This window comes from Brevibacillus ruminantium, assembly GCF_023746555.1.
In the GTDB taxonomy this organism is placed as follows: Bacteria; Bacillota; Bacilli; order Brevibacillales; family Brevibacillaceae; genus Brevibacillus; species Brevibacillus ruminantium.
Window position 1 is genome coordinate 4,563,522 of sequence record NZ_CP098755.1, and the last position, 17,661, is coordinate 4,581,182.

The window sequence follows — 17,661 nt, forward strand, 5'->3', positions numbered from 1 at the left end:
CGACATCATGCTTACGATGATGCAGTTGCAACCGCAGCTCTCTGGAGCATCTATTTGTCCCAAGCGATAGCAGACGGCTATTCCAATCTGCGTCAAGTCTACCAAGCACTCCGTTATCAAAGAAGGGGCCCCGTTCACGGGACCCCTTTCGAAAACAATCAGATTATTCAGCTGTTTGCATGTCCACCACTTGGGCGCCCGTCATTGCGACGAGTGCCTGAAACGTAACCGGCAGCAGTGATTCAGCGATACCGGCAGCGGTATAGACGACCGGGAAGCGTTCCAGAGAGGAATCGACGAACACCGGCACTTCCTGACGTAAAGCAAATGGACAGACCGCCCCTACCTGAAACCCGGTTACCTCGATGACCTCTTCCGGGGAGGCCATTTTTGGCTGTCCTCCTTCCAAGCACTGCTTGACCCGTTTGGCGTGTATCCGCACATCACCTGCTGCAACAAACAAACCGTATCGGCCGCTTGAACGAAACAGGATGGATTTGGCGATCTGGCCGATATCGACCCCAAGCGCCTGGGCTGCTTCTTCGGAGGTTTGCAGCTTCTCTTCAAAAAGCATTGCTTTTATAGTTGGATCATACTGGTTTACATAGTGTTGAACACGCTCCAGCGGACTCATACTCGCCATCCTCATCCTTTCGTTTCCAGCAGGAATACCCCGTCTCCTTCCGAGACCTGCCCTTGTCGTACTACGGATGCATACACTCCGAAATGGTTGTCATGCCTTTTCACACAGGTCTTCAAAACAGCAGGGTGCAGCTCCAGGGTATCGGGGTCAATATTGACATAATTGCAGCGCTCGCAATGCTTATTTACCTGTAGGACAATATCATTCACCTGCAATTGTTTGCCCAGCCATTCGTCCTCGGCAAAAGGCACATCTTCATCCAGCACAATGACCAGATTGCCGCGAAATCTTCGCGGGTCAATGCTCTCCCAACCGATCAATCGGGCAAGCTCTCGCAGAGAAGCGTCTGTCACCAGCAGGATATGATCCTCCCAGTTTTTCCCGCCTTCCTGAGGTGTGCTGCGCAGAGGGGTGATTTGACGATTGGCAGTGCGGGCAACCGACGCGAAAAGTGCGTCTCCCCACTCGTATTCATCTCCATCTGGTGCCGTGATTCTCACTTCAGGATAGGCCTCTTCGCCTGAATCCCCCAACAGCTTGGCCGAGTACCCGAGAAGCGCTGGCAGGATATCAGCACTCAGGTACTTTCCGTTGCGCGACTCATCCAGAAAAGCATGGCTCCTGTCTCCATACAGTCCAAAGGCATCCACTTTGCTCGTTTGCAGCTGCTCCCCTCGCATCGCCTTGACCGGATGACGATAAATGCTGCCGATCTTTCCGATTCTTCTCATTTCTCACTCCCCCACTCTCTTCTGACCGTATTTGGTTATCCTGTGATAAACGACTTGCGGACGCGACTCCAGAAGGTCAGCTTTTTATAACGGGCAAATTTCACTTTCTGACTCCCGACGCGGCAGGAAATCGATCGAACATTTTTCCAGACCGCCTGCTCCCGGTCCAGTCCAATCATGATTTCCGGGTTCATGACGATGAGCTCCACCTCATGGTGACAGGGGAGGACCAGCGAGCTGTTCACGGTCCGGTACGCCTGATTGTTGATCGACGCGATCTCGGAAAGCTGTATGGCCTCAATCGACGGATGCACCAGTGCTCCATTGACGGCCTTGTTGTAAGCCGTACTGCCCGAAGGTGACGAGACGATCAGACCGTCTCCGCGAAAAGTCTCAAACTCATCCCCGTTTATGTAGACGCAGGCGACCAGCGTGGAGAGCGAAGCGTTGCGAATCACTAATTCATTTAATGCCCATTTGTCAAAGGTTTGTCCGTCCCGGGTATGGATCTGACACTGCACGGTCGGATATTCCGCCAGATACGGCTCTGGCTGCTCCCTTAGCACTTGAACAAAAGAATCGAGCTCGTCTGGATGCCAATCCGCATAAAATCCCAAATGACCCGTGTGAATGCCGACATACGCCGGGGCAAAGCCGTATTGATGGACGGCTTCCAGGAGCGTTCCATCCCCTCCGATGGACAGTACCATGTCCGGCTGTTCTTCTGGCCGTTCCACGAAACGATATGGGCTTCCCGGCTGCAGGAGCTTTTCCCGAAGCTGCCCGCAAACCTCCCTCGTGTAGTCGTCATTACGCAGTACGGTAGCTATTTTCATGGTGACTCCACCCTCGCTTTTCCTTAGGACAAAAAGCCTCTTTTTCGCGAGGCTTTTTGAGATGAACTGCATTCACTATACCATAGCTACTCACAGGATGCATGGTTCTCCGTGAGACTTACCAGCGATCTGTGAGATATTGCTTTTGAGAAAATTCCTGTATTCTTCGAAGGGTCGCCGGTGTGATATCCTCGGGCAATTCATTCCAGGAAAAAAAGCGCATTTCAGCCACTTCCGAATCAGGTTCTGGTCGCTGATGCAGCAGATAGTGCTCCACATGAAAAAGGGCGATGTAATCCCGTTTCCCTTCTCGTTCACTGTAGTAGAGATGGCACAATGACAGGCCCATCGTCTCTACCCGACACTCCTCCCACAGCTCTCGCCTGGCGGCATCCTCGAACGATTCTCCCTTCTCTACTCCTCCCCCTGGAAGGTACCATCCCTTCACATAGGTGTGACGAACCAACAGAACGCCTTTTTCACGGTCTGTCACAATGATGCGGACCCCCAGTGTCAGAGGCTTCCTGAGACGCCAGTACCAGGTGAGCAGGGTATGATACCACGACATGGTTTTCCACACTCCCTGTTTACAAGTCATGCTTTCCCATCTACTGCCATTTTACCTTACCTTCTCTCATCTTGCTATGCGGACAAGAGCAGTGATCATCGCATTCCATAGAAAAACGGGCCACTAAGTTCTGCGGCCCGTTGGTCTGCTCCGGTTGTTATTCAAATCTGTTCTCCAAATCCCGTATGATGGCTTCCGCCTTGCGCAGCCAGTAGTCTTCTACTTCGCCGTCCTTGTCGACAGGCTCCTGGAATTGGTTCATCGCTGCGGAGCCTACAGCGGAAATATATCCGATATCTTCTTCCACATCCTGTTGATAGACGTGCTTCAGGACAAATGGAGTTCCCATTTCCAGCCAAGCATCGGCTCCATCCAGTTCGCCTTCTTGCACCTGCACGGGTATTCGCAGATATACCATGCCTTCATCGTCCAGCTTTTTATCCAGAAAACCGCCATTATAGTCCCAGTTGGAGAGGGTAAATCCGTCGGGCTCCAGAGATTCGCGGAAATATCCATACGTTGCTCTCGTCCCTTCCAGACTGCTTTGAATGGTTTTCACTCCAATCCCTTCCTTTCTGCTTTTCCGTTTTTCCCAGTTGTGGTTACATTAGTGTGCGACAAATACCAGGGTTGTACTCATCAACCTTGGAAAAGCAGGGAAAACGCAAAGAAGCCCCAGCACCGCTTTACCGGGTGAGGCTTTTGCAATCGAGGGCAAACACCCTCCCTATATCAGCACAATCGACAATAGGGAAAAGAGCGCCAAGGGTATGACTTTTTTTCGACAACGCCGAGGCTGGAACTCCGAGGAGCAATACGGCGGCACGAGCGGCGGCGGCGGTGGCAGTGGCGGTGGAGGTACTGGCAGCGGCCGCAATGGTGGATATGGCGGGAATGGGGCTACAGGCGGATACGGCGGGTAGGGATAAGGCGGAAAGGGACGCACAGTTTCCGCCGGGCTTACTTTCGTCGGTTTCTTTTCCGTTTCCGCAGGACTAACCTGCTGCAGTGGAGCTACCAGCGGCACGCACGGTACGCAATAGGGCTGGGTTTGCGGTTGTGGAAATGGAAATGACGGATACGACGGATACGACGGTAAAGTGGAAGGACGGGTCGTACTCTCGGGGGATACTGCCGTATGGGGAAATCCACCGGGGCCTGGATATCCACCAGGGCCTGGAAAACCGCCGGGACCTGGATATCCGCCAGGGCCTGGAAAACCGCCGGGACCTGGATAGGGCCGTACATTTGGACCGGTCGAAAATGGACTTACGGCTGTAAAAGGAGCCTGCATATTGGGAGAAGCCGAACCAAACGGGCTGGCCGAACCATAGGGAGACCACGAAACAGGGGCAAGATCAGGCTCATACTCTTCCCAATCATCCACTTCTTCTTCAATCTCGACATAAACATTCTGGTCATCCCAGTCGACGATTTCCCCCTCGTACACCTGCCCGTCCAGTGCTTCAATCCTCACCCTTTGCCGAGCGTGTTCCTGACAGACATTCTGAACGGTATGGCGAATATCCCTGATCATGCTGATCGCTTCTTGATCAACATGAAACAACTCCTTGTTTGACTCTTCCATCGAAGAACTCCTCCCCTCTCGTGTTTCTTTATTACCATATACGGCAGTGGATGGGGAGGTGTCTATTTTCCGAAGAGGTCTAGCCTATTTTCCGGGTCCTTTTCAGATCGCTGCCGGCGATTGGACGAACCGGGCCGGCGAAAAGGAGGCCAGCGGCTCTGCCTGTCCGCTCTCCAGATAATCGGCCATCACTTTTGCCGTGATCGGGGAGAGCAAGATCCCGTTGCGAAAATGTCCAGCAGCGATCGAGATGCCTTGCCATCCGGGAACAGGGCCCAGCAGCGGCTTGCCGTCTGCGGTAGCGGGACGCAAACCTGCCCAAGCCTCGAGAAAAGCAGCCGTTTGCAACGCGGGCACATACGGCCGCACGCCATTTACGATATGGGTAAGTCCGCTTAACGTGACTTCCCGCTGAAATCCCGCTTCATCCTCTGTTGCTCCCAAGACAATTTTTCCGTCCCGTTTGGGCGTGATATACCCGGTCGTTCCGAAAATGACGGTTTGCAAAGGGAAGCCGATGGAGGAGACAGCCGCTACCTGCCCGCGGACCGGTCTGATGGGCACCGGGCATTGGAGCCAGCCCGCCATGATTCCAGCCCATGCCCCTGAAGTAATCACGGTATGCGATGCCAGCAGTTTTCCAGCAGCCGTTTGCACCCCGACAACACGAGTCCCTTCGGTAGCCATGCCGGTTACGACACAGCCCGACAGCAGCTTCACCCCCTGATTTCGGCAGGCCAGCACCAATGCGGCCAGCAGCAAACGGTTATTGATATGACCTTCTTCCCGTGAATAGATTCCCGCCATCGCGTGTTCCGTGATCAGCGGCTCCAGCTCTTGCATCTCTCTTGCGCTCATCCACTGAACGTTATAGCCTGCTTCCTTTTGCCATCTGTATTTTTTTTCCATGGAAGCAGTTTCTTCTTCCGTAAGGGCAACCGTGAGCACACCGGATGGCGTCGCCTGCACGTCAGCTCCCGACACCTCCTGCAGCGCACTCACCCACTCCGGGTAGAGCCGAAGCGAGGCGACTCCCAGTTCGAGCATGTCCCCAGGCTTGGAAAACTCTTTGAGTGGTGCCAGCATTCCGGCTGCTGCCGAGGATGCCTGCCCTCCCCAATCGCCTTGCTCCACCAAGGTAACTGTCATACCTCTACGGGACAATTCGTAAGCCAGGCTCAAGCCGATAATGCCTCCCCCTACCAGTAAACAGTCCGTCACGTCTCTTCCTCTCCTTCTATCCAATAGAAAAGCCCACCCTCTCCAGCAGGAAAAGGCGGGCATTGAAAAAGCATCCCAAAGCACCGGCAGACAACCATCTGTCTGCGTGCAGCCACTTCCCTTCGCCAGCATGATCTGGATCAGGTGCAAAGGGTCGACGGGTCACAGCTTCCGTCCTCTCAGCCCAGCATGATGGACTCCCCCAGTTACTTTTCGATCTATTCATTTACCTCTTCAGTATATTCCTCTGCATTGCTGTCTGACAAGAACCGGTTAATCTTCATCCTTGACATCGTAGCTCTCCGGGACAGGTTCGTGCTTTTCGGCTTCCTCGAATTCCCTCAGCTTTCGCATCTGCTCCAGATAATGCTGGAATTGTTCTTTGTTGATGAGATACTCCTCTCCGTTGTGAACAGCACGGATGCGTCCTTCCCGAATTTTTTCAAGAATAAATGTGACGGGCAGCTCCAGGTATTCAGATGTTTCTTTTACAGTCAGGTAGGATTTTGTGGTTTCCACGAATTCTCGCTTCCAATTCCGCTTTTAATTTTTCAAAACCGGGGCGGCCCAGCAAAGCAAACATATTCATCTTGTAGGCATCCACCCCAGGCTGATCAAAGGGATTGACCCCCAGCAGGTATCCGCTGATCGCACAGGCCTTTTCAAAAAAATAGACCAACTCACCAAAATGATACGCTGTCAGGCGCGGAATTTCCACTACCAGATTAGGTACGCCGCCATCGGTATGAGCCAGCAGCGCCCCTTCCACTACCCGCGCACGGATCTCATCCATCCCTTTTCCATCGAGGTATTGCAGGCCATCCAGATTATGCGGATCAACCGATATGGTCACGTCAACCTCAGATTTCCGGACCGTCAGGACGGTTTCGAACAGATGGCGCTTCCCGTCTTGCAGATACTGTCCGATCGAGTGAAGATCGGTAGAATACTCTGCCGCTACAGGAAAAATTCCTTTGCCTCTCTTGCCCTCTGACTCGGCGAAGAGCTGTTTCCACCACTCGGCGAAAAAACGGAAGCGCGGCTCGTAGCTGACCAGCACCTCGATCAGCTTTCCCTTTTGATGCAGCAAATGGCGAGCAGCGGCATACTGGTAGCAAGGATTGTCGACCAACTTCGGCGTCTCAAACCTCACTTTTCCATCAGCCGCTCCACTCAGAATTTCGTCAATATTGCTCCCGCCTACTGCGATGGGCAACAATCCGACCGGCGTAAAAATCGAGTACCGTCCCCCCACGTCATCGGGGATAGCAAAACTCTCGTATCCCTCTCTTTCTGCCAGCCGCCTGAGCACTCCTTGTTTCCTGTCCGTCGTCACATAAATCCGGGAACGCGCTCCCTCAGACCCGTATTTTTTCTCCATCCAATCGCGAAACACGCGAAACGCAATGGCTGGTTCCAAGGTCGCACCCGATTTGGAAATCACATTCAAAGAGACATCTTTCCCAGCAAGCAGCTCCAGCAGCTGAGCGATGTATACGGAACTGACATTATTGCCCACAAAATAGATCTCCGGCCCGCCTCTTTTGTCTGCTGACAACAGATTGGTGAAATGGTGACCGAGCATATCAAGCGCAGCTTTGGCGCCCAGATACGATCCCCCGATCCCGATGACAACCAGCACATCGGACGTGGACCGGATCTTTTCAGCCGCTTCTTTTATCTGCTTTCGTTCGGATTTTTTGTCCTGGACTGGCAAGTCGAGCCATCCGCGAGAATCGCTTCCTGGACCCGTCCCCTGGTGAAGGCGAATATGAGCGTCCAACACTTCCGGAGCAACCCGGTCCCAGTCGTGTTGATCGAGAAAAGCGCACGTATGGGAGTAGTCAAAACGAAGTCCCTGGTTCATGGCTCCCTCCCTGTGAAGTCTTGCTTATCTTCCTACATCTTACTGGTGGGGCCTTGCAAGAGTTCGGCCGAAGATGCCACATTTTCTGCTCACTTTTTCCTTTCCCTTTTCTCGCCGGCATTTGTGAACATTTTGTGAACAAGAGGTCATACCTGTTACTTTCAGGACAGCCCTCCGTAAAACAGAGTCGATAGTACTGCTTACAATACTTGGCAAGGGGATCGGAAACTATGAAAAAACGATGGTGGATTATTGGTTCCATCACTGCGGTTTTGGTGATCGGAGCCGTTGGCGTGAAACTGATGGGGTCAGAGCAAGCGATAGGCATGCAGGTACAGGTCGGCTCAGTCATGACGTCCACATTGGAATCTCGCATCCTCACATCCGGCAGTGTCGTGGCGGAGGAAAAACATAAGCTCTATGCAAATGTGAACGGGACTTTGCGTGAATTTACACTCAAGGAAGGAGATGTCGTAAAAAAGGGGCAGGTAATCGGAAAAATTGATACCTCGGACGTCGAAAGCCGCTTGTTGGAGCTGGATGCACAGATTGAGCTGGCACGAGCCAATTTGTCCAAAGCTCAGGCAGGAAGTGAGCCGGAGGAGCTGGCGCAAGAACGCGAGCGCGTCGCTCAAGCGGAGCGGGAGTACGAAGCTGCGAAAAAGGAATACGAGCGACTTCACCAGCTCTTCACCTCTGGAGCAACCACCCAGCAAGAAGTAGATCGGGCCAAAGGTCAGCTGGACTCACATCTCTCCTCGCTCAACGTGGCCAAACAACAGCTCACTTTGAAACAAAAGGGGCCGCGCAAAGAGGAGGTCGCTTCGCTCCAAGCGCAGATCAACAAATACCAGGTGGATAAGACAGGGCTGGAAAAGGAACGGACGCAAAGCGTTCTGATCGCTCCGGAAGACGGTACGGTGATCAGCCTGGCTACCGACAACGGTCAATACGTCAACAAAGGAACAGAGATTTTAACGCTGGCCAACCTGAACAATCTGCTGGTACAAGCAGACATCAATGAATCCGACATCAGCAAAATCAAGCTTGGACAGACAGCCACGATCGAGGGAAGCTCGCTTGGCAAGCAAAAGCTAAACGCCAAAGTGATTCGCATCGCTCCGGTCGCGGTCACCACCCAAAGCAGTTCTGGAACAAGCGAAAAAACGCGTGTCAAGGTGACGATGCAGCCCGAAGGTGATGTATCGGCCATGAAGCCAGGGTTCCATGTGGATATTGATATTTTGACGGAGAAAACGGAAAATGCCTTGCAAGTGCCGATTGAAGCGGTGCAGCAAGAGCAGGACGGCAGCACCTACGTCTGGATCGCAGATGGCGGCTTGGCCAAAAAAGCGAAGGTAACCGTGGGCATGGAAAATGAGCTCTCCTCCGAAATCAAATCGGGACTGACCGGTGATGAGCAAATCATTCTCAATCCTTCAGAAGGTTTGCAGGAAGATACGCCCGTCACACCTTCCACCATGCCGGGAATCGCTGGCATGTAACCACTTTGCAAAAAAGGAGGTCGGACCATGCTGAATGTGGAAGGCCTGACGAAATCATATCAGACTGGCGATTCTGTACTGCCCATACTCCGAGGCGTCAACCTCTCCGTAGAGCAAGGGGAGTTTGTCGCCATCATGGGGCCATCGGGCTCGGGGAAATCAACTTTTATGAACATGCTTGGCTGTCTGGACCGCCCCGATCAAGGGACGTACAGGCTGGACGGGGTCGAGGTGAGCAAGCTTGGTGACAAACAGTTGGCTCGGGTCCGCAACGAAAAGATCGGCTTCGTCTTTCAATCCTTCAACCTGCTGGCTCGCTCTACTGCCCTGCATAATGTAGAGCTTCCCATGATGTATGCCGGGGTGAGCCGCTCAAACCGCAGAAAGCGGGCCAGCGAGGCCTTGGAACGGGTTGGCCTGGCCCAGCGTATGTTTCACAAACCTACGCAATTGTCGGGGGGACAAAAGCAGCGCGTGGCGATTGCCAGAGCGTTGGTAAACAAACCGGCTATTTTGCTAGCCGACGAACCTACGGGAAACCTGGACTCTCGGTCCGGTACCGAGATCATGGCGATGTTTCAGGAGCTGCATGAACAAGGGGTCACGATCATCCTGGTTACGCACGAGCTTGATATCGCCCAGCACGCGGAGAGGATCGTCACTTTTAAGGACGGTGTGATTATCCGCGACGAGCGTGTGGAAAATCGCTTGATCGCCGTCCCGTCTGATGAGGTGATCGTAACATGAATTTTTGGGAAGCATTCCGCACTGCGATAGAAGGCATATGGGCCAACAAGATGCGGTCCGGGCTGACCATGCTGGGGATTGTCATCGGTATTACGTCCGTGATCACCGTTAATACGCTGGGTGAAGGCGGACAAAAGGCACTTTCCAGCGAGATGGAAAAGTTCGGAAAAAACAACTTTGATATTTTTGTCTTCTGGGATACAAAAGAAGAGCGCTCCCCTGACGACTTGACCGTAGAAGATGCAGAGACGCTGACCCGCATCAGCCCGTATATCGAACAGATGGCTCCCTTGAATCAGTCCACTTCCATGATTAAGGGACCCAAAAAAGAAGAGAAAGTAAATGTGTATGCAACTACCTCTAACTATCTGGACATCGCGTCGACAATCAAAGTCAATAAGGGACGTTTTTTCAGCGAAACAGATGACAAGGAATTACGCGGCGAGATCGTGATTGAGGACGCGTTGGCGAAGAAGCTGTTCGGTCAGATGAACCCAATCGGCCAGCGGGTAAAAATGGATAATAATAAATCACTCGTCGTCATCGGTACTTTCGTTGAAGAGAAATTCCGCTTTGACAACAGCGATACCTATAGCGCCTATATCCCGATCCGCTATGATCTCAGCTTTTACAAGGAACCCAGTATCAGTATGCTGGTGGGGAAGGCCGTAGACGATGCTTCTGTCAATACAGCGATGAAACAGGCGAATCAATACCTTAGCCGAAAGCATAAGAAAGAAATAGAACACTACTTTACGCGCAGCATGCAAGACAGCCTGCAGTCCTTTAACCAATTTACTGGTACCCTGACGATGATTTTCAGCGTCATTGCCGGTATTTCTCTGATCGTTGGCGGTGTGGGTGTCATGAACATCATGCTGGTCTCCGTGACGGAGCGGACGCGGGAAATCGGTATCCGCAAAGCGTTGGGAGCGCGACGGCGAGACATCCTGATGCAATTTTTGATTGAGTCCGTGATTGTCTGTCTGATTAGCGGTCTGATCGGGGTTCTGCTCGGTTTGGGAGCAGCTGCCCTCGTCTCCTACTTCGCCAAAATGCCGCCGCTGCTCTCTTGGAACAGCATCATCACAGCGTTTGGTTTTTCCAGCGCAATCGGCATCTTTTTCGGGCTCTATCCGGCCAACAAAGCGGCCAAGCTGGACCCGATCGAAGCACTTCGCTACGAGTAACGGTAAATACCCCAGGATCTTTCGAGATGTCCACACATGAAAAAGCAGTTGTTCAATCACTTTGGATGATTGAGCAACTGCTTTTTTCAGCATGGCACCTTTTTATATCAAGGAATCCATCACGATCACCTTCACGACATGGTGGGCGTGTCAGCCACAAGCTTCAAGAGAAAGAAGAGTGTAATCCCGAAGCTGGCTACGACCCACCATAGCACTTTTCCCCCAGGCCTACCCTCCTTGTAGATGCCAAGCAACCGCCAGGTACCCACCGTCACACAGATGACACTGACAAGCAGCAGGACGGTCCCCACGGTCATTCCCCCTTTCCCCTTCTCCTAGATATATGGGAAAAGTGGGGTAAAAATCCCTGTTCAATTTTTCTTCTTGCCCAAACGAGTGAGGATGCTGCGTCCCCGTTCCTTGATCGCCTCGTCCTTGAGCTCCAGCTCCCGGCGCTTTAACATGCCGTTTTTGGATGTATCCGGCCGTCCTTTCTGCCGATCCTTCTCCTCCGCCATCAGTTGTACTTGCCTCCCCCTTTTTTCTCATAATCGTCGAGCAGTTCGGCAAAGCTCTTGTTTCGCTCCCGCTGCTCCTGCTCCCGCCGCTTTTGTTCGGCTGCCGCCTGCACAGCTTGCTCCTGTTCTTTTTTCATCGTCTGTTCCAATTGCTTCAGTTTGCCAAGCGCATCCTCGCCAAGCATATCCTTCATGTGCAAGGCTGTTTTATTAGTTGTTTCCAGTTTGGCTGGCGCTGCAGCCTGACGGTTTTGCTTTCGCTGTTTTTTTGCCATTGTACTTGTCCCTCCGTGCTCACTTCGGTTATTTGCCATCTATCATTGAATCTGCCTCCGTTGGTCATACTATGTTCATGTGACAAGTAAGGAGGGCAGACCATGGTACGAAACAAAGAAAAGGATTTTGGGAAAACAGCCGATATTCGCGGTCCCAAAGCCCAGTCAGAAGCCGTTCGTTCAGATGGCTCCATCAATAGTGAACCACAAGAGCGCTTAAAAGAAAACCGGTAACTCCCAACAAGGAGGTCACCTGCATGGATGAACATAATTCCGAACGTACTTCCCAAGAGCTGAAAGATATCTCGATTGACGGCACGCTCCCCCACCAAATCAGCGCGCCGGATTTCAAAAACTCATCGCTGGATATAAAAAAGCCCTTCGTCAATGAGCATGGCGTGGTAATTGGAGACAGTTACTACAATTCGGCGGACTCCCCGCTCAACCAATGGAGCACGGAGACTGATCCTTCCCTCATGGCCGGAGATGAATGGGTTCATCCGACCAATGACATCGGTTGGAACAGCACGGAAAACAAGGAGCTGCTGGAGGATATTCCGCCGCAAGGGCATTTCATGCACCCGACACTCGATGTCAGCAAAGGCAAAGACTGATCGAAAAAATGGATAGCTCGTAAAGACGCCGCCCGCGACAGCGAAGCGGCGTCTTTTCCTTTGCCACAATGGGCTGCTTCCTGACACGGCGGTGGTGTATCAGCTTCCTCTCACTACCGTCGTAGGCGGTTCCATCAAAAAACTTGGCGAATCCCGCTTTTCAAATGGTAAACTGGTAGGATAGGCACATCAGGTATTGTTCCAGAGAGGAGAACCGTCATGAGCATTCACCTGTTAATCGAACCAGCCTTCGCACTCGCCTATCAGCATTACGCCGATTTTCGTCCAGGTGATACGTTGCGGCTTTACGTGCGTACAGGCGGCCCCGGCACCGGCGGGCTTTTTTACGCCATTGAAAAAGACGAGATCGAGAAGGACGACGCTGTATTTGAGGTAGAAGGTATGCGGTTTATCATCCGTCCGAGCGACTTCTGGTATTTTGACGGCGGCGAGCTTCGCTATGACAAACGGTATGGCGAGTACGGCTTTACCTTTGTGAACCCGCGTCTGCTGGACTAGATCAGGAAACTTTCCGAAATGCCGCCCGTATTACAAAAGGGCTGCCTTTGAAATACCCGACAGGAGGAAACTGGCATGAATAAAACCAGGTCGGCACTGCTGGCCCTCGGCGCTTTTCTCTTGACCAATCTGAAATGGTTGATCGGCCTTTTGAAGTTTTCCAAATTTGGCACGACGCTGCTTTCCATGGTGCTCAGTCTGGGTGCTTACGCCATGCTGTATGGCTGGAAGTTCGCCGTGGCGCTGGTCTACCTCATCTTTGTCCACGAGATGGGCCACGTCATCGCTGCCAAACAAAAAGGAATTGCTACCTCTCCGGCCGTCTTTATTCCGTTCGCCGGTGCTTTTATTGCCATGAAAGATCACCCCAGAGATGCGAGCACGGAAGCGTATCTGGCTTACGGAGGTCCGCTGGCAGGTTTGCTGTCCTTTTTACCGGCGCTGCCTTTGTACTGGTGGACCCACGATCCCTTCTGGGCACTGGTTATTTATTTGGGCGCTTTGCTCAATTTGTTCAACCTGCTGCCCGTTTCTCCATTGGACGGAGGACGGATCGTCTCCGTGCTGTCCACAAAAATCTGGTTGATCGGCTTGATCGTACTTGGGGTCATGTTGTTCGCAAGCCCGGGCCCGATTATGGTCTTCATCTTTATCATGGGTCTGATCACCTGGTGGAACCGCGCGCGTGAAGGCTTTCAGAAGCGCGTGCTGGAATACGAGAAAGAACAGGATCAAGCCTTTTTGCGTGAGATGGCCAGTTGGCCGCAGCTTGAGACTACATGGGGAAAACGGGAGGAGCTATATACCAGACAGCTTGCTGCACAGGCGCAAAAAGTCCCGGAAGGCTTTGCGGTCCCCTTTTTGCAGGATGACAAGCGTTTTGCAAAGGAACGGGTTCGACTGGATCAGCGATTTGCGGTAAAAACCTGGGAGCTGTTCCATCAATGGGAGCGTGAAACCGTGCTGTTTATCGATGGTGATCCCTATCGTCCCGCCCCTTCGCGTCTGATTACGGAAGCGGAGGCGGAATCCCAGGCGAACATCGCCCGCATTGACGAGCAGTTGCACCGGATGAGTACCTATTATGTTGCGCCTGCTGCTACCAAGTGGAAAGTGCTGGCCGCATATCTCGGGCTGGCAGGTGTCCTTTCCGTCTTTTTCGTCTATGGGCAATATCTTCTTCAAATCAAATAATGCGTTTTTTGATGGAGGATGACGTCCGCTTCGCGGGCGTTTTTCTCTCTTTTTCGGCGGTATGCTCCCCCGCTTTGCCCTCTCCGGCCATCCCAGGGCGCAAAAACGGGTGAGCCGGAAACCAGATAGCTGTATTTCGGGTGGAACGGGGAGGAACAGGTCACAATGAACCAAAATCGACTTTGAGAAAAAACTGAAAAAAAGGTACGATGATTGCATACAGATAAATCCAGAGAGGATGACGTATTGCTTGGACAGTATTCCGATAGTGCTTAATCTGCTTCTTGTGTTGTTTCTCGTTTTGTTGAATGGCTTTTTCGTAGCAGCCGAATTCGCACTCGTCAAAGTACGGCAGACACGCCTGACACAAATGGTGAACGAGGGGAACAAGCGAGCCGAGTTTGCCCAGAAGGTGACACAAAAACTGGATGCGTACCTGTCCGCCTGTCAGGTCGGGATCACGCTTTCATCCCTGGGTCTTGGTTGGGTCGGGGAGCCTGCGATTGCACACAGGATCGTGCAGCCGCTGCTGGGATCTTTTCACTTGCCTGACTACCTCGTGTCGACGCTCTCGTTTGGTGTGGCGTTTGGCATCATTACTTTCCTGCACATCGTACTGGGTGAGCTGGCACCAAAATCACTGGCTATTCAAAAAGCGGAAACCACTTCGTTGTGGGTTGCGGCACCATTGATGTTTTTCTATAAATTGTTGTATCCGGCTATTTACGTGCTGAATGGCAGCGCCAACAAAATGTTGAAATGGCTCGGTCTGGAGCCGGTTTCTGAACACGAAGCGGCTCATACTGAAGAAGAGATTCGCTTGCTGGTCAACCAGAGCCACCAGAGCGGTCATATTGATCAGACAGAACTTTCGCTTGTTGAACACGTTTTTGACTTTTCCGAAACGGTCGCCCGGGAGATTATGATCCCCCGCATCGACATGATTTGTTTATATACCACCAACAGCTTCCAGGAGAACCTGGAGATCATCAGTACCGAGCGCCACACCCGTTTTCCCGTGGCGGCGGAGGACAAGGACAACCTGATCGGTTTCGTCCACGCCACAGACTTTTATCTGTCCGCGCTCCAGGATGGAAACGCGCGTCTGGATGACATTCTGCGCCCGCTTTTGACGGTTCCCGAGTCGATGGAGATCAGTCACGTCCTGCGATTGATGCAGAAAAAGCGCTCGCAGATTGCCATCGTCATCGACGAGTATGGCGGTACAGCCGGCTTGCTGACGATGGAAGACATTCTGGAAGAGATCGTGGGCGATATTCAAGACGAATTTGATATCAACGAACGCCCTGAACTGGAGAAGCTGGAAAACGGCTTGTCCGTGGCGGGGAAAATGCTGCTCACCGATTTGAATGACCACCTGCCGTTTGAGCTGGTCTCCGAAGAAGTAGATACCGTAGGGGGCTGGCTGTATAGTCAGCTGGAAGAGGAGATTGCTGTGGGAGCCTCTGTGGAGGTAGAGGATCATCTTTTCACCGTGGCCCAGATGGATAACCACCGCGTCACCCGCGTAACGATCAAGCCCTTGCACCGCCAGCCTGCTGAGTCGGAAGAGGCACAATTGAACGCAGTATAATAAATCTTTTCAGAGCCGATGCCGATAAAGGTATCGGCTCTTTGTTTGTTATTTGTACGCGGCCAATTTTCATCCAAAGCCGATCAGCACCATTCCCGTTGCTTTGTCAACCAAATCGGTTTTTTCCTTCATCGCCCCTCCCCACAAATTTTTAAAAACCTCCAGCTTCATGAAGAAGCATGTTTCCCTGCCTTGCGACTGTGGAGCTCGACTCAGCGGAGCAGCGGATGGCGGGAAAAAGGGGCGCAACCTTGGGATGACATCGTAGCGTTGCTGCTTTTGCGGACCCCCGCCAGCCGCTGTGGAGCGGACAGTGAATCATCAATGCAGAGCGGAAAACAGAGCGAAGCAGGGAAACATGCTTCTTCTCACCACAGCCTCGTTTCAAAAACTAGAGGCATCCGCCAAATGAAACAAACAAAAAAACGAGGGGCATCCCCTCGCCTTCATCCAAATGTCGGTTCATCAAAATCAATCCTGCGTGTCGCTACGATGCGAAAGCCTTCATTTGATTTCAGCACACTCAGGCCGGCCGGAAACGGCTTTCCCCGTCTTTCCAACCGCCTGCATGAGTGTACAAGCCTTGTTATGGATGTGAGGTTAAAACAGCAAGAACCCGAGACTGATGATTGCCCCCGTCACGAACAGCATCATCAGACAGTACCCCATGATATCCCGTGCGCCCAGACCCGCAACAGCGAGAACCGGCAGTGCCCAGAATGGCTGAATCAGGTTGGTCCACGCATCTCCCCAGGCGATCGCCATCGCTACTTTGGCATGAGACACGCCCAGTTCGGTGGCAACCGGCAGCATGATCGGCCCTTGTACAGCCCACTGTCCTCCGCCAGACGGGATGAAGATGTTCACAAGTCCCGCGCTCCAAAAGGTAAAGAGAGGAAATGTCGTCGGAGTCGAAATGCTGATGAACCACTGAGAAATGCTGGCAGCCAGGCCAGATGCCGTCATCATACCGATAATCCCGGCGTAAAACGGGAATTGGACGACAATGCCTGTCGTTGTCTTGATCGCCTCGCCCATTGCGTCTAGATATTTTCGCGGTGTGCCGTGCAGAAAGATTCCCAGAAACATGAAGGTGAGGCTCACGATATCCAGATTGAGCTTGAATCCGTTTTTCGCAAAATAAGCAATCACGTACACAAAGCCGATGGCAGAAATCAGGTAGGAAATCACGCGGCTGTTTTCCATTTTTACTGCCGGGGTGTTCTCGTCTGCTGTTGAGGCCGCAGCAGCTGCCGTTTCCTCGTGATCAACTACATGGTAAATAATTCTGTCCTTTTCGGCGGGCAGCATCATCCGGTTGACCAGCGGGAGAATTACAATGATAGCGAATAGAATGGTCAGGTTCATCGGAGAAAACATGGTTTCCGAAGTCGGAATGATCCCGATTACGTCCTGAAGGCTATGATTTTCCGTTGCAATGGTCAAAGGGACAGACCCTGCTAAACCGCCATGCCAGACGACAAATCCGCCGTATGCGCTGGCTACAAGCAGCCGATAGTCCACTTTCTCCACGCGCTTGGCAAGCTCGCGGGCCAGCAGCGCACTGATCACCAGTCCAAAGCCCCAGTTGATCCAGTTGGCTACACAGGAGACCAGCGTGACCAAAACAATCGCCCGCCCAGGAGTTTGCGCCAGAGAAGCGATGGCTCTCAGACCTTTTTTGCAGACCTCCGTCGCAGCCAGCGCGTGGCCGGTGACCAGGATCAGGACCATCTGCATGGTGAAGCTCAGCAGACCCCAGAATCCATTTCCCCAGAAATTGACCATTTCCATCGGTGTTTTTCCGTTGACGGCAATCCCTGCGACAAACACGATAAAGGTAAGAATGACAGCGAATAAAAAGGCATCGGGCAAATAGCGCTGGACCATGCGAACCGATGCATTGGTTAAAGCCTGAAACACAAAGCATTCCCCTTTCATGAAAAAATAATAACGTTCGTATAAGTAGGGAATGCAAAAGACATGCCAACGCTTCCAAAATTCTGCAAGCCTTTCTCTGTATGCGCTTTCAAAACACAGAGATCGCTCAA

21 protein-coding genes and 1 riboswitch are annotated in these 17,661 nt (G+C 52.4%); of the genes, 8 read left to right on the top strand and 13 right to left on the bottom strand.

All coding sequences use genetic code 11. From position 1 onward, the window contains the following. Positions 1-163 precede the first annotated feature (163 nt). From NDK47_RS22500 to NDK47_RS22540, 9 genes are all read right to left on the bottom strand, one after another. Complete coding sequence (locus tag NDK47_RS22500; protein WP_322112076.1) at positions 164-634, bottom strand: YbaK/EbsC family protein; 471 nt, start codon at positions 632-634, stop codon at positions 164-166. 11 nt (positions 635-645) lie between these two features. Continuing rightward, complete coding sequence (locus tag NDK47_RS22505; RefSeq protein WP_251871972.1) at positions 646-1,374, bottom strand: MOSC domain-containing protein; 729 nt, start codon at positions 1,372-1,374, stop codon at positions 646-648. Positions 1,375-1,409: 35 nt separating this feature from the next. Next, positions 1,410-2,210, bottom strand: a complete 801-nt coding sequence (locus NDK47_RS22510; RefSeq protein WP_251871973.1) for an NAD kinase — start codon at positions 2,208-2,210, stop codon at positions 1,410-1,412. A gap of 118 nt (positions 2,211-2,328) precedes the next feature. Continuing rightward, positions 2,329-2,778, bottom strand: a complete 450-nt coding sequence (locus tag NDK47_RS22515; RefSeq protein ID WP_251871974.1) for an NUDIX domain-containing protein — start codon at positions 2,776-2,778, stop codon at positions 2,329-2,331. 157 nt (positions 2,779-2,935) lie between these two features. Continuing rightward, positions 2,936-3,337 carry a YugN family protein gene (locus NDK47_RS22520; RefSeq protein WP_251871975.1) on the bottom strand — a complete coding sequence of 134 codons (402 nt, stop codon included), beginning with the start codon at positions 3,335-3,337 and terminating at the stop codon, positions 2,936-2,938. Positions 3,338-3,505: 168 nt separating this feature from the next. Then, positions 3,506-4,366, bottom strand: a complete 861-nt coding sequence (locus NDK47_RS22525; RefSeq protein ID WP_251871976.1) for a hypothetical protein — start codon at positions 4,364-4,366, stop codon at positions 3,506-3,508. Positions 4,367-4,468: 102 nt separating this feature from the next. After that, positions 4,469-5,587: a glycine oxidase ThiO gene (thiO, locus tag NDK47_RS22530; protein WP_251871977.1), complete on the bottom strand. Its 1,119-nt coding sequence runs from the start codon at positions 5,585-5,587 to the stop codon at positions 4,469-4,471. Between the two features lie 100 nt (positions 5,588-5,687). Next, positions 5,688-5,801: riboswitch (TPP riboswitch) on the bottom strand. A 59-nt stretch (positions 5,802-5,860) separates the two neighbouring features. Continuing rightward, the gene (locus tag NDK47_RS22535) at positions 5,861-6,106 is read right to left on the bottom strand and encodes an excisionase family DNA-binding protein (RefSeq protein WP_251871978.1); all 246 of its coding nucleotides are present in this window, start codon (positions 6,104-6,106) and stop codon (positions 5,861-5,863) included. After that, positions 6,063-7,454, bottom strand: coding sequence for a glucose-6-phosphate isomerase (locus tag NDK47_RS22540; protein ID WP_251871979.1), 1,392 nt, complete (start codon positions 7,452-7,454; stop codon positions 6,063-6,065). The genes NDK47_RS22535 and NDK47_RS22540 overlap by 44 nt, the downstream gene beginning before the upstream one ends. Positions 7,455-7,684: 230 nt before the next feature. Between NDK47_RS22540 and NDK47_RS22545 the strand changes: the two genes are divergently transcribed. From NDK47_RS22545 to NDK47_RS22555, 3 genes are read left to right on the top strand one after another with little or no spacing between them, the layout of a single operon-like run. Next, positions 7,685-8,959 (top strand): efflux RND transporter periplasmic adaptor subunit, encoded by a 1,275-nt coding sequence (locus NDK47_RS22545; RefSeq protein ID WP_251871980.1) that lies wholly within the window; start codon positions 7,685-7,687, stop codon positions 8,957-8,959. A gap of 27 nt (positions 8,960-8,986) precedes the next feature. After that, positions 8,987-9,706, top strand: a complete 720-nt coding sequence (locus NDK47_RS22550; RefSeq protein WP_251871981.1) for an ABC transporter ATP-binding protein — start codon at positions 8,987-8,989, stop codon at positions 9,704-9,706. Further along, a complete protein-coding gene (locus NDK47_RS22555) occupies positions 9,703-10,896 on the top strand; it encodes an ABC transporter permease (RefSeq protein WP_251871982.1) in 1,194 nt (397 codons plus the stop codon). The genes NDK47_RS22550 and NDK47_RS22555 overlap by 4 nt, the downstream gene beginning before the upstream one ends. Positions 10,897-11,027: 131 nt before the next feature. Here NDK47_RS22555 and NDK47_RS22560 read toward each other — a convergent pair whose 3' ends face one another. The 3 genes from NDK47_RS22560 to NDK47_RS22570 are packed head-to-tail and all read right to left on the bottom strand — an operon-like array spanning position 11,028 to position 11,689. Continuing rightward, positions 11,028-11,213 carry a hypothetical protein gene (locus NDK47_RS22560; RefSeq protein WP_251871983.1) on the bottom strand — a complete coding sequence of 62 codons (186 nt, stop codon included), beginning with the start codon at positions 11,211-11,213 and terminating at the stop codon, positions 11,028-11,030. A 54-nt stretch (positions 11,214-11,267) separates the two neighbouring features. Then, complete coding sequence (locus tag NDK47_RS22565; RefSeq protein ID WP_251871984.1) at positions 11,268-11,414, bottom strand: hypothetical protein; 147 nt, start codon at positions 11,412-11,414, stop codon at positions 11,268-11,270. After that, a complete protein-coding gene (locus tag NDK47_RS22570; protein ID WP_251871985.1) occupies positions 11,414-11,689 on the bottom strand; it encodes a YqkE family protein in 276 nt (91 codons plus the stop codon). Before NDK47_RS22570 ends, NDK47_RS22565 begins: the two co-directional genes overlap by 1 nt. A gap of 102 nt (positions 11,690-11,791) precedes the next feature. On the opposite strand from NDK47_RS22570, the gene sspK reads away from it, so the two are divergent. From sspK to NDK47_RS22595, 5 genes are all read left to right on the top strand, one after another. Next, on the top strand, positions 11,792-11,923 hold the full coding sequence (sspK, locus tag NDK47_RS22575; protein WP_251871986.1) for a small acid-soluble spore protein K: 132 nt from the start codon (positions 11,792-11,794) through the stop codon (positions 11,921-11,923). A 23-nt stretch (positions 11,924-11,946) separates the two neighbouring features. Then, on the top strand, positions 11,947-12,303 hold the full coding sequence (locus NDK47_RS22580; protein ID WP_251871987.1) for a DUF3905 domain-containing protein: 357 nt from the start codon (positions 11,947-11,949) through the stop codon (positions 12,301-12,303). 219 nt (positions 12,304-12,522) lie between these two features. Continuing rightward, positions 12,523-12,822 (top strand): iron-sulfur cluster biosynthesis family protein, encoded by a 300-nt coding sequence (locus tag NDK47_RS22585; RefSeq protein WP_251871988.1) that lies wholly within the window; start codon positions 12,523-12,525, stop codon positions 12,820-12,822. Positions 12,823-12,897: 75 nt separating this feature from the next. Further along, positions 12,898-14,016, top strand: a complete 1,119-nt coding sequence (locus NDK47_RS22590) for a site-2 protease family protein (protein WP_251871989.1) — start codon at positions 12,898-12,900, stop codon at positions 14,014-14,016. A gap of 250 nt (positions 14,017-14,266) precedes the next feature. After that, positions 14,267-15,610, top strand: a complete 1,344-nt coding sequence (locus NDK47_RS22595) for a hemolysin family protein (protein ID WP_251871990.1) — start codon at positions 14,267-14,269, stop codon at positions 15,608-15,610. Positions 15,611-16,210: 600 nt separating this feature from the next. Here NDK47_RS22595 and NDK47_RS22600 read toward each other — a convergent pair. Beyond that, a complete protein-coding gene (locus tag NDK47_RS22600; protein WP_251871991.1) occupies positions 16,211-17,533 on the bottom strand; it encodes a short-chain fatty acid transporter in 1,323 nt (440 codons plus the stop codon). Positions 17,534-17,661: the final 128 nt, after the last annotated feature.